Annotated in this window: 11 protein-coding genes; 6 read left to right on the top strand and 5 right to left on the bottom strand. The window is 61.2% G+C overall.

What is annotated here, in order from left to right:
• Positions 1-29: 29 nt before the first annotated feature.
• The 4 genes from ACR0EF_RS09105 (at position 30) to ACR0EF_RS09090 (ending at position 4,406) form a co-directional block, all read left to right on the top strand.
• Positions 30-2,321, top strand: coding sequence for a type I secretion system permease/ATPase (locus tag ACR0EF_RS09105; RefSeq protein WP_170372114.1), 2,292 nt, complete (start codon positions 30-32; stop codon positions 2,319-2,321).
• A gap of 12 nt (positions 2,322-2,333) precedes the next feature.
• On the top strand, positions 2,334-3,674 hold the full coding sequence (locus ACR0EF_RS09100) for an HlyD family type I secretion periplasmic adaptor subunit (protein WP_170358354.1): 1,341 nt from the start codon (positions 2,334-2,336) through the stop codon (positions 3,672-3,674).
• Between the two features lie 74 nt (positions 3,675-3,748).
• Complete coding sequence (locus ACR0EF_RS09095; protein WP_170372116.1) at positions 3,749-4,141, top strand: rhodanese-like domain-containing protein; 393 nt, start codon at positions 3,749-3,751, stop codon at positions 4,139-4,141.
• Between the two features lie 85 nt (positions 4,142-4,226).
• Positions 4,227-4,406, top strand: coding sequence for a hypothetical protein (locus ACR0EF_RS09090; protein ID WP_170358358.1), 180 nt, complete (start codon positions 4,227-4,229; stop codon positions 4,404-4,406).
• A gap of 5 nt (positions 4,407-4,411) precedes the next feature.
• Here the strand turns inward: ACR0EF_RS09090 and ACR0EF_RS09085 are convergent, their stop codons facing one another.
• Positions 4,412-5,215 (bottom strand): alpha/beta fold hydrolase, encoded by an 804-nt coding sequence (locus tag ACR0EF_RS09085; RefSeq protein ID WP_254438856.1) that lies wholly within the window; start codon positions 5,213-5,215, stop codon positions 4,412-4,414.
• A 47-nt stretch (positions 5,216-5,262) separates the two neighbouring features.
• On the opposite strand from ACR0EF_RS09085, the gene ACR0EF_RS09080 reads away from it, so the two are divergent.
• A complete protein-coding gene (locus ACR0EF_RS09080) occupies positions 5,263-5,637 on the top strand; it encodes a hypothetical protein (RefSeq protein ID WP_170372118.1) in 375 nt (124 codons plus the stop codon).
• Between the two features lie 72 nt (positions 5,638-5,709).
• Here the strand turns inward: ACR0EF_RS09080 and glyA are convergent, their stop codons facing one another.
• A complete protein-coding gene (glyA, locus tag ACR0EF_RS09075) occupies positions 5,710-7,005 on the bottom strand; it encodes a serine hydroxymethyltransferase (RefSeq protein WP_170337640.1) in 1,296 nt (431 codons plus the stop codon).
• Between the two features lie 168 nt (positions 7,006-7,173).
• Between glyA and ACR0EF_RS09070 the strand changes: the two genes are divergently transcribed.
• Entirely contained in the window at positions 7,174-7,935 is a 762-nt protein-coding gene (locus ACR0EF_RS09070; protein ID WP_170337641.1) for an NAD kinase, read from the top strand.
• A 262-nt stretch (positions 7,936-8,197) separates the two neighbouring features.
• Here the strand turns inward: ACR0EF_RS09070 and ACR0EF_RS09065 are convergent, their stop codons facing one another.
• The 3 genes from ACR0EF_RS09065 to ACR0EF_RS09055 form a co-directional block, all read right to left on the bottom strand.
• Positions 8,198-9,637: an amidase family protein gene (locus ACR0EF_RS09065; protein ID WP_170372120.1), complete on the bottom strand. Its 1,440-nt coding sequence runs from the start codon at positions 9,635-9,637 to the stop codon at positions 8,198-8,200.
• Positions 9,638-9,727: 90 nt separating this feature from the next.
• The gene (gene prpE, locus ACR0EF_RS09060) at positions 9,728-11,617 is read right to left on the bottom strand and encodes a propionate-CoA ligase PrpE (protein ID WP_170370818.1); all 1,890 of its coding nucleotides are present in this window, start codon (positions 11,615-11,617) and stop codon (positions 9,728-9,730) included.
• Between the two features lie 228 nt (positions 11,618-11,845).
• The gene (locus tag ACR0EF_RS09055; RefSeq protein ID WP_170370817.1) at positions 11,846-12,235 is read right to left on the bottom strand and encodes a GFA family protein; all 390 of its coding nucleotides are present in this window, start codon (positions 12,233-12,235) and stop codon (positions 11,846-11,848) included.
• Positions 12,236-12,259 lie beyond the last annotated feature (24 nt).

The following is a 12,259-nucleotide window of genomic DNA, read 5'->3' as shown; positions in this document are numbered from 1 at the left end:
TTTTTTACGAGTGACCGGAAGGTTTGTTTATGTCGATCGTTTTTTCGTCGCGCCGCACCCGATATGCCAGCCCGCTGGACCGGTCGGGAAGCGGACAGCCTCTGACTTTGCGACCCAGCGACATGGTGTCTGGCTCGTCATTTGCAACGGAACGGCTGACCGCACGGCTAAGGCTGACCAAGGAGATGCGCGTGCCCGTGACCGAGCAGAGCCAGAACAAGGCAGCGCAGGAGGGCCCGGCCACGGCGCAGAAGGAGCAAGAGGTTGCGCGAAATGTTGCGGCTCCGGCACCGGAAGCCCGGGACGAAACCGATCAGAAAATACCAGACGACAACACACTGGAAACAACATTCAGCGCCGCTTCTCCCCGACGGCGCGAAACGCCGGAGACCGTCGCCGTGGAAGGGCGTGCGGGTGACGGCGAAGGGGTGGCCAATGCCAAGGACTCGGAACCGCAAACCGTCGAAAGCCCGACCGCGCGCATGACCCCCTCGTCCCGGTCGGGTGGGACGGATCGCATGGGCACCACTATCGAGGCCGAAGCGAACAAGCCGCTGCTGCGCACTGGTTCAGGCGATGGCGGCGGCAAAGGGCCACCCCAAACTTTTCACAAGCGCACGCCGCCCGAAGACTTTCAACGCACCCTTCGGACCTCGATGCGAGCGATATGGCGGAACCTTGCCTTTGTTCTGGTTCTGACTTGCGCGACCAATCTGCTGATCCTGGCGATCCCGATCTATCTGTTCCAGATCAGTGACCGGGTGCTGACCAGCCGCTCGCTGGACACGCTGATCATGCTGACTGCGATCGTGGCCGGGGCAATCATCTTTCAATCGGCTTTCGATGCGGTGCGGCGCTTCATGTTGATGCGCACCGGAGTCGAAGTGGCGGCGCGACTGGGCGCTCCGACCCTCAGTGCCGCGGCGCATGCCTCGTTGCACGGGACGGGACGCGAGTATCAGACGCTGGGTGATCTGCAGCAGATCCGCGGCTTTCTCGTTTCAAGCACCCTTCTGTCCTTTTTGGATGTTCCGTTTGCGCCGTTGTTCATCCTTATGATTTTCCTGGTCCACCCCGAGTTGGGCATGATCGTGGTGGTGACGGCCGTGATCCTGATGGTTATCGCGCTGATCAACCAGCGGATGACGGCCAAACCGTTTGCCGAGGCCAACATGGCCCAGTCTCTGGCCAACCAGCATCTGGATTCGATGTCGCGGAACAGCCAGATCATCAACGCACTTGCAATGATCCCCGAGGCGGTTCGGATCTGGGGACGCGACACCGCCAACTCCCTGACCTGGCAGGTCCGGGCGCAGGACAGAAACGTGGTGTTCGCGGCGATCTCGCGCACCGTGCGCCTGCTGACGCAGGTCGGCATTCTGGGATGGGGGGCCTATCTGGCCCTGCAAGGCGAAATCACGGGCGGTATGGTGATCGCGGCCTCGATCATCGCCGGGCGGGCTTTTGCGCCAATCGAAGGGTCAATCGAGGGCTGGAATACGTTCCTGCTGACCCGCGGTGCCTACAGCCGCATCAAGGCATTGCTGTCCAACTCGGCGCTTCAGTATGAGAAGCTGCGCTTGCCCCGCCCCGAGGGACGAGTGGATGTTGAGCGCCTTTTGTTTGTACCCGGGGGTACCAAACGCGTGGTTCTCAACGGCATCAGTTTTTCGCTCAACCCGGGCGAGACGCTGGCGATCATCGGAAACTCGGGCGCGGGCAAGACCACGCTGGGCAAAACGCTTGTAGGATCGATTCTGCCGACCTCGGGCAGCGTGCGGCTCGATCTGATGGATATCCGAAACTGGGATCCGCGCCAGTTCGGCGAAAGCATCGGGTACCTGCCGCAGGACGTTCAGCTGTTTCCAGGCACGATCAAGGACAATATCGGCCGCATGCGTGCGGATGCCACCGATGAGCAAATTCATGATGCTGCAGTTCTGGCCGACGTGCACAACATGATCGCCACCTTGCCGCAGGGTTATGAGACCGTGGTCGCTGCCGATGGCTCGCCCCTGTCTGGCGGTCAGAAACAGCGGATCGCGCTGGCCCGCGCGTTTTTTGGCAATCCGCGGATGGTGGTCCTGGACGAGCCGAACTCGAACCTGGATGTCGCGGGCGACAAGGCGCTGGCCAGGGCAATCGAGCAGGCGAGGGAAAACAAGATTACCGTGGTCGTGATCACCCAGAAACCAACGCTTTTGAACGTGGTGGACAAGATCATGCTGCTGACGGACGGGCGGGTCGCCCTGTTCGGTCAGCGTGAGCAGGTACTACAGCAACTGAACGGGCCGCGCCAGCAGCCCGAGTTGAAAGGGTAGACGGGGGTAAAGATGAACGAGTTGGTACAAGTAGACGATCCCGCCCTTTGGTACGCCGAGGTTCCGAGATCGATAACCAAGTTCATAGTCGTGGGCACCGTACTGCTGGTCGCCTGTTTCGGCGGGTTCGGCCTGTGGTCGTTTCAGGCGCCGCTGGCGGCCGCAGTGATTGCGCAGGGCAGCTTTGTGGCTACCGGGCGCAACAAGATCGTTCAGCATCTTGAAGGAGGGATCATCGAACAGATCCTGGTCACCGAAGGCCAGACCGTGCAGGAGGGGCAGGTCTTGATGACACTCGACCAGACCTCGGCCGAGGCAAATGAGCGTGAATTGTTCATCCGCAAGATCCGCCTTCAGGCGATGGTCGAGCGCTTGCTGGCCGAATACGCCGAAAAGGACACTTTGGAGTTTTCACCCGCCCTGATCGAGGCGTCCGACGACGTCGAGGTTATGACCATTCTCGACAACCAGCGGCTCAGTTTCGAAGTCTCGCGCAAGACGTTACTGAATGACATTGCCCTTCTCGAACGCAATATCGAGGCGCTGAAGATCAGGGCCAGCGGCTTCGAAGCGCAATTGGAAAGCATGGAGCGCCGCAAGGCGATCCTTCAGGAAGAGTACGAAACCAAAAACGCGTTGTTCGAAAAAGGGCTTGTCCGAAAGGGTGAGTTGAACACCATCCGGCGGGTCCAGGCCGAAGCGGACGGGCAGTTGGCCCGACTGGCGGCCGAGGCTTCGGAAACCAGCCAGATGCTGCTGAAATACGAAGAGCAGATCACCCGGACCCGGTCTGCCTATCGCGAAGCAGCGCTGGACGAACTGGGTGTAATCGAGGCGGATCTGGAAAGCGTGCGGGAAAAATCGCGCCAGGCCAGCAGTGTTCTTGCCCGCGCGGTGGTTCGCGCCCCGGTCGATGGCACGGTTGTGCGACTGCACTATTACACGCCGGGCGGCGTCATCGAGACCGGCAAGCCGATTGCCGAAATCCTGCCAGCTGATGCCCCGCTGATCATCGAGGCCCAGATCCCGCGCACCGATATCGACAGCGTTGTGACCGGCCAGACCGCGACTGTGCGGTTGGTGGCTTTGAATCAGCGCACGACCCCGGTTCTGACGGGCGAAGTCTTTTACGTCTCGGCGGACGCGGTCCTGGAAGAAGCCAGCGGAATACCTCAAGAGGTCTATCTGGCCAGGGTGTCGTTGGAGCCTGACGAGATGGACCGGGTACGGGGGTTCATTCCGACCCCCGGCATGCCGGCCGAGATCATGATCCAGACCGAGGAACGCACCTTTGCCGCCTATATCGCCAAGCCGATCGTCGACAGCATGTCTCGGGCCTTTCGCGAGCAATAGTCGCCCACCATAGCGCTTACAAATTCAAAGGGCCCCGTGCTAGCATTCGTGAAAATCCGGGAGGGACCGCACGAATGCCATTGACCGTTAAAGAGATGCTTGAGACCGCGAATTCCGTTGTTCAACGTATCAGCGCCGCGCAAGCCAGGGAGCTATTGCAGCAGGGTGCGCTGCTGCTGGACATTCGCGATGCGCCTGAACTGGAAAAGACCGGTCGCGCCGTCGGATCTCACCATATCTCACGCGGTATGCTCGAGTTTCGTGCCGATCCTGCGCTGCAATCGCATGACCCCGAGCTGCGGAAGGATCGCCCGATCATTCTGCATTGCGCTTCGGGCGGACGGGCGGCTCTTGCGGGCAAGTTGCTCAAGGACATGGGGTATCAGCATGTCTACAACCTGGGTGGGTTCTCGGACTGGGTAAACGGCGGGGGCGACTATGTCGGCCCGGTTGATTCCGGGATGTAGGGACCCAGCCTGATCTGCATCAAAGCCGATTGTATTCCGCTTCGGCAATCTGCGCGTCAGACGCCATCAACAAGGACGACTGGCAATGATGAGACTTGCAGCGCTACTGTATTCCCTGATCGCGACCGCCCTCGCGGGGTCGGCCGTTATCGCCGTGCTGACCGCCGGGATGGTTTCGACCCTGGCCATCGTGGGTGCCGCAGCCGCCGGAGCGGTCGCGGCTTTGCCCGCATCCTGGCTGGTTGCCAAGCGCCTGTACCAATAGAGAGCTTAGGCGGCGTTCAGAAATGTCCGGACGGCAGCTTCGAACTCACGCGGTTTTTCGGCGTGCAGCCAATGGCCTGCGCCCGGAATCTTGGCGAAACGGGCGTTCGGGAACAAGGATTTGATGATTTCGCGGTGACTTGCCTGAACATAGTCCGACTCCGCACCGGCGAGAAACAGCGCCGGATCGTCCCAGTGTGAGGTAAAGTCCGGAAAACCCATAATATTCGGCATCTCTTTGGCTAATACGTCCAGATTCAGCCGCCAACGTTTGCCGGGAACGTCCAGCGACTGAGTGAAGAAGCTCTGCAACGCCTTCTCGACTCCAAGATCGGCCAGTTGCTGTTCCACGTCCGAGCGGCGCGCGACCTGTGTCATGTCCACGGCGCGCATGGCATCGATATATGGCATTTGCGTATGGCTGTACCGAACCGGAGCAATGTCCGCCACGACCAGCCTGTGGACCATTTCGCCATGCTCGAGCGCCAATGTCATTGCCGACTTGCCGCCCATCGAATGCCCGATCACGTCTGCCACGCCGCCCATGCTTTCGATGACCGCAGCCAAGTCATCCGCCAATGCTGGATAATCGTGCCGGTCGTCCCAGAAGCTGTGGGCGTGGTTGCGCATGTCGACCGCCACCACCTGACGTTCATCTGATAGCCGACGCGCGATCACCCCCCAGTTTCGGGCCGATCCGTATAGCCCATGGGCAATCAACAGCGGTGTGCGGGACGTCGGTTCGCCATGTGTGATCGTGTTCAGCATGTCTTTCTGATAGCCTCCGGCGCCCCGGACAACCAGCCCCATTGTGACCGCCTGCGTAGACCGTTAGATTGCCCCGTCAGGAGGGGCGCATGGCTCAGGAAACAGAAATTCAGACCCAGATCGCGCAGACGATATTTCTGTTGCGCAAAAAACTGGGCGCAAAGGGCAAGACCCTGGCCGAGTCGGTGCGCCGTGCCAAGCGCCGCTTGCCGCGCAAGGTCTACAAACAGGCAATGGAACTGGCCCGTGCCGAGCCGTTGGTCGAGCATCCCAAGCTCCGGCTGACCCTGGATTCGCCGACCTTGGAAAAGGCGGCGAAGGATGTTCAGTCGCATCTGCGCGCCATTAATTTGGCGGATCGCCGCTGGGGTTGGTTCCTGGGCATGCTCGGGGGGCTGGCCTTCAACATTCTGGCCTTGGCCGCGCTGTTTCTGGTCGTGCTTTGGTGGCGCGATCTGATCTGATCAGGGCATCTGACATTAAAGAAAAATGGCGCCCGCTAAAGGCGCCATTTTGTTGTTTCTGACTTTGTGGCGTCAGAGGTTCGGGTAGATCGGGAACTTGGCGCACAGATCCGCGACCTGCGCTTTGACCCGCGCCTCGACCTCACCGTTGTTGTCTTCACCATTGGCGGCCAGTCCATCGACCACCTCGATGATCCAATCCGCAATCTGGCGGAACTCGGGCTCTCCAAAGCCTCGGGTCGTGCCGGCGGGCGAACCCAGACGGATGCCGCTGGTCACGGTCGGCTTTTCTGGATCGAACGGCACGCCGTTCTTGTTGCAGGTGATGTGTGCACGGCCCAGCGCCTTTTCGGTCGCGTTGCCCTTGACGCCCTTGGGGCGCAGGTCGACCAGAACAACATGGGTGTCGGTGCCGTGGGTCACCGTGTCCAGGCCGCCCTTGATCAGCTGATCCGACAACGCCTGAGCGTTGACGACGACCTGTTTGATGTAATCTTTGAACGAAGGCTGCAGCGCCTCGCCAAATGCCACGGCCTTTGCCGCGATCACATGCATCAGTGGGCCGCCCTGGATGCCCGGGAAGATGGCCGAATTCACTTTTTTGGCGATCGTCTCGTCATTGGTCAGGATCATGCCGCCACGCGGGCCGCGCAAGGTTTTATGCGTGGTGGTCGTGGCCACATGCGCGTGCGGGAAGGGGCTGGGATGTTCGCCCGCGGCGACCAGACCGGCAAAATGCGCCATGTCCACGTGCAGATAGGCGCCTACCATGTCGGCGATCTCGCGCATACGGGCAAAGTCGATCTGGCGCGGAATGGCAGAGCCGCCGGCGATGATCAGCTTGGGCTGGTGTTCTTTGGCCAGCGCCTCGACCTGATCGTAGTCCAGCATGTTGTCCTGCTTGCGCACGCCGTACTGAACCGCATTGAACCACTTGCCCGACTGGTTGGGCTTGGCGCCATGGGTCAGGTGACCGCCGGCATCCAGGCTCATGCCCAGAATGGTGTCGCCCGGCTGGATCAGCGCCTGGAACACGCCCTGGTTGGCTTGTGATCCCGAATTCGGCTGCACGTTGGCGAATTCGCAACCGAAAAGTTGCTTGGCGCGGTCGATGGCCAAGTTCTCGGCGATGTCGACGAACTGGCAGCCGCCATAGTAACGCCGCCCGGGATAACCTTCGGCGTACTTGTTGGTCATGACCGAGCCCTGCGCCTCCATGACGGCTGCGCTGACGATGTTTTCCGAAGCGATCAGCTCGATCTCGTCGCGCTGACGTCCCAGTTCGGACGTGATTGCCCCAAAAAGTTCAGGGTCGCGATCCGCGAGGGACTGGGTGAAGAAACCGGTATCACGAAGATTGGCGTTCATGGGCGCTCCGCATGGCTGAGGTTGGTTTGGCGGATTTCCTATAGGAAACTGTACGGATGAAAAAGACTTTAAAGCGACGAAATGGCCAGCTGCGGCGTCACGTCTGGCCTAATGGGGAAAGGTATGTTTGTTTCGGAACCAAATGCGCAGCACCGGAAACCGGAAAACATGACAAAGAGAATCGCTTTTCTCGCCAGCGACGTGGATGTCGCGCAGTCGGCCCGCAACAAACTGGTTGCACGCTATGGCAATGCGGCCCCCCGAGATGCGGATGTCATCGTGGCGCTGGGCGGCGACGGGTTCATGTTGCGGACGCTGCACAACACGCAGCATCTGGATGTGCCGGTCTATGGTATGAACCGCGGGACCATCGGGTTTCTGATGAACGAGTTCCACGAAGCCGATCTGATGGAGCGTCTGAGAGCCGCCGAGGAAGAGGTCATCAACCCCTTGACGATGAAGGCCATGGACCAATCGGGACAGGTGCACGAAGCCCTTGCGATTAACGAGGTTTCGTTGCTGCGCGCCGGTCCGCAAGCCGCGCGCCTGAAGATCAGCGTGAATGGCCGGGTGCGGTTGGCCGAACTGGTCTGTGACGGGGCGCTGTTGTCCACGCCCGCCGGGTCGACCGCCTACAACTATTCGGCACATGGTCCGATTCTGCCCATTGGGTCGGATGTTCTGGCACTGACGGCCATTGCGGCCTTTCGTCCTCGGCGGTGGCGCGGTGCTTTGCTGCCCAGCACGGCGCATGTGCGCTTTGACGTGCTTGAGGCCGACAAGCGCCCGGTGATGGCAGACGCTGATTCCATATCCTTTCCGGATATCGATTGGGTCGAGATTCGGTCGGAACCCAAGATCCGTCACAGGATCCTGTTTGATCCCGGTCATGGCCTGGAAGAGCGTCTAACGATTGAACAATTTACATAAATTCCCGAGATTCTCGGACTTATGTGAAGCAGTTCACAGGAAGCTGACCACCTCTCAGCTAAGCTGATCCTGCCCGGAGAACACGCCGCGGTGGGAGTGAGTGGCCACCAAATGGTGTTTTCGGATGATTGCGCAGTTTTCGCGCTGGCGAGGGTGGGTGGTGCTACGCTCGTCATCACAATCCGGGCATATTTTAGCACGTGGACCCCGGGCTCTCAGTCCCGGGGTCAATTATTTTGGGCAGTTGAAAGCGGTTGGTGTTTCAGCCCGTGCTTGCCAGATCGGCCCACAGGTGATCAGCCATACGATCAACCCGGGCTTCAATCGCGATGGCGGCGTCCACCGCCAAGTCCTCGCGCCAGCGCTGCGCCGCGACCTGAACGTTGATTGGCTGGCGCCCGCTCGGTAATTCGGCCAAACGCGCCGGAACGCAGGCGGCGGGCAGGCCCAGAAAGTTCATGGCATAGGAATAGACTGCACAGCCCAGCACTTCGTGCACGCCTTCCGAGCCTTCCGTATCACGGTCGGGTCTGAAAAAGGGCTGCGGCAGGAAAGGCGACAGCACCAGCGGGTAGTCCTCCAAGAACAGGGACCATTCCCGCGCATAGTGGCTGCGCTGGGCCAGTGCTCGGATCAGGTCCGGGCCTGTGATCGGTGGGAATTCCTTGAAGTAGGTGGCAAAGATGCGCTGGATGGTCTCGGACCCGGCCGCCTCGACATCGGCCTTCATCAGGGTCAGCACTTCGCCCATCAAGGCGCGATAACCCAGCCGTCCACATTCAAAAACGTTCGGAGGATCGATCTCGTCAACGGTGTACCCGGCATCAACCAGTGCATCACGGGCCGTGTCCAGCGCCTTGTCGACCTCGGGGTGGAGATCGTAGCCGAAAGTGTTCTTGGTGAAAGCCACCCGCGGCTGCTGGTCAGATTCGGCCGTGCGCCATGGCAGCGGGACATGAAACGGATCGCGCGGATCCGGCGCGATCAGGCTGGGCATGGCCAGGTGCAGGTCAGCCGCGCTGCGGGTGATCAGGCCTTGCACCGACATGGATTGCGCAAGCAGTCCACGTTCGGCGGTTTGGCTGGGGTTCCATGCGGGAACGCGCCCCAAGCCCGGCTTCACGGTCACCGCGCCAAGGGCCGCGGCCGGAAACCGCAGGCTGCCGCCGATGTCGTTGCCATGCGCCAGCGCCCCCATGCCCGTCATCACCGCCACACCGGCCCCGCCCGAGGAGCCCCCGGGAGAAATATGTCGGCCCCAAGGGTTGTGGGTGCGTCCATAAAGCGGGTTGTCGGTGTCGGCACGGAATGAGAACTCGGGCGTGTTGGTCCGGCCAATCACCACCGCCCCAGCCTTCAGCAGGTTCGACACGACGGGCGCATCGTCGGGGGCAATTACGTCTTTCAGAGCGGTCACACCGTTGGTCGTGGCATGGCCCTTCTGGTCGACATTGACTTTGATCGTGACGGGAACGCCGTGCAGCGGGCCGGTCGGTTCGCCGCGCGCCCGCGCGGCGTCCAGCGTCCGGGCGCGCTCCTGCGCCTCGGTGCTGAGGTCTTCGACGACGGCATTCAGCGCCGGGTTCAGCGCGTGCATCCGGTCGATTGCGCTTTGGATGGCTTCGGTCACGCTCAGGTCCCCGGAACGGGTCAGTTTTGCGAGTTCTGCGGCGCTCAGGCGCCAGATGTCGTCATTTGCCATGTGCCCTCCGTCAAGGGCACAGTAGGCGGTCTGCCAATGGTTGCAACCCCGCAGGGCAAGGCGGGCGGCCCAGGGCCGCCCGGTGCCCGGTTACTGGGCGTAACCGATTGATTTCAGGGCTTCGGTGATTTCGTCCAGAATGGCCGGGTCGTCGATCGTGGCAGGCATTTTGTAGTCTTTGCCATCGGCGATCGACACCATCGTTCCACGCAGGATCTTGCCAGACCGTGTCTTTGGCAGACGATCTACTACGACAGCAAGTTTGAATGCCGCAACGGGCCCGATTTTGTCGCGCACCATCTGCACGACCTCCTTCGCGATCTCGGCATGGTCACGATTGCAACCCGCGTTCAGGCACAGGAAGCCAACCGGGGCCTGACCCTTCAACTGGTCCGATACACCGATGACTGCGCATTCGGCCACATCGGGATGGGCTGCCAGAACCTCCTCCATCGCGCCGGTGGACAGGCGGTGGCCGGCCACGTTAATCACGTCATCGGTGCGGGCCATGATATACAGATACCCGTCCTCGTCGATCATGCCTGCATCGCCGGTTTCATAATAGCCCGGGAAATGCTCGAGATAGGATTTCTTGAACCGCTCCTCGGCATTCCACAGGGTCGGCAGCGTGCCCGGAGGCAGTGGCAGCTTGACCGCGATCGCGCCCAGCTCGCCCGGTTTCATCGGGTGGCCGCCTTCGTCTAGGATCTGCACGTCATAGCCGGGCATCGGCTTGGCGGGCGAGCCCAGCTTGATCGGCAGTTCCTCGATCCCCAGCGGGTTGCCGGCGATGGTCCAGCCGGTTTCGGTCTGCCACCAGTGGTCGACGACCGGAACCTTCAGCGCGTCCTGCGCCCAGGTGATCGTGTCCGGGTCGGCGCGTTCGCCGGCCAGGAACAGGGCCTTGAGGCAGGACAGATCGTATTTCGCCAGCATCTCGCCCTTGGGGTCCTCGCGCTTGACCGCGCGGATCGCCGTTGGGGCGGTGAAAAAGCTTTTGACCTTGTGTTCGGAAATCACCCGCCAGAAGGTGCCAGCATCGGGTGTGCCGACGGGTTTGCCCTCGAACACGATGGTGGTGTTGCCGTGGATCAGCGGGCCATAGCAGATGTAGGAATGCCCCACGACCCAGCCCACGTCCGAGGCCGCCCAGAACACGTCGCCGGGATCGACGTTGTAGATGTTCTTCATCGTCCAGTTCAGAGCCACAAGGTGCCCCGCCGTGGGCCGTACGACGCCCTTGGGCGCGCCCGTGGTGCCCGAGGTGTAGAGGATATAGGCCGGATCGTTGCCTTCGACCGGGACACATTCGGCCGGCTCAACGCCGTACTGGAAGCCGTGCCAGTTGTAGTCGCGCCCCTCGACCAGCTTGGCCACTTCCTGTTCGCGCTGGAAGATCACGCAGAAATCGGGCTTGTGTTCGGCCATGTCGATGGCGCCGTCCAGCAGCGGCTTGTAATGCACCACGCGACCGGGCTCCAACCCGCAGGACGCCGCGATGATCGCTTTGGGTTTGGCGTCGTCGATCCGCACCGCCAGTTCGTTGCTGGCAAACCCGCCAAAGACCACCGAATGCACCGCACCCAGCCGCGCGCAGGCCAGCATAGCCTCGAGCGCCTCGGGGATCATCGGCATGTAGATGATGACGCGGTCGCCCTTTTCGATCCCCTTGGCGCGCAGCGCGCCGGCCAGAGTCGCCACGCGATTGCGCAGCTCCATGTAGGAGATTTCGCGCTTGGTGTGGGTGATCGGGCTGTCATAGATGATGGCGGTTTGCTCGCCCCGGCCGTTTTCAACGTGGCGGTCCACGGCATTCCAGCAGGTGTTCACCTTGGCATCACAGAACCATTCATAGAGAGGGGCGATGTCGTCAAACAGGGCCTTGCTTGGCGGTTGGAACCAGTCGATCCCCTTGGCCGCGTCCATCCAGAAAGCCTCTGGGTCTTTTTGCCAGCTCTCGTAAACGTCCTGGTATGCCATGGGTCCTCCTCCCAAAAATTGCTCGCATTGTGTTAGGCGCGGACGGCTGACCGAGCAAGCGGCGCGCGTGACGGCGCGTCAGTTTATCGCGAAATATTTGCAGAACTGCCCCATTTGCCTTGCAAAGTTTTGCAAATGATCCTTGTTTTCGCGCTTGAGCGGGAAATTTTCTCAGAACTTGCAAATTTGCGAAGCGTCTGGTGCAAAAGTGGCTTTGCCAGATTCGGATCAGGTCGCCGTTCCGGCATATCGGGGCAGACTGTCTTGGATGTTCAGCCAATGCAGATGCTCGGCGTGAAAAACGTGAAACCGAGGCGCGGCATCCTCGGGGTTGTCCAAAGTGGCGGTGTAGAGATGAATGTTCACCCGGTCGCGGGCATTGCGGTATGCCATCGGCGTGCCGCAGGTCCCGCAGAACAGGCGTTCGACATTCTCAGACGAGTTGTACACGCCCGGCGCATCCCCCGACCACGTCACCGAACCGTGGGGCAGCCCGATGAACGCGGTGACCGGGGCGGCGCAGTTGCGCCTGCAATCCGCGCAGTGGCAGTAACAGCTCCAGGCGATCTCGGCATCGCTGGCCCATCGCACGGCGCCGCAGTGGCAGTGACCTTTCATGATGACCTCCCTAGGCAGGGCGGC

The organism is Ruegeria sp. CG8, assembly GCF_056537165.1.
The sequence above is the reverse complement of the archived record's forward strand: the minus strand, read 5'-3'. Positions and strand labels throughout refer to the sequence as shown.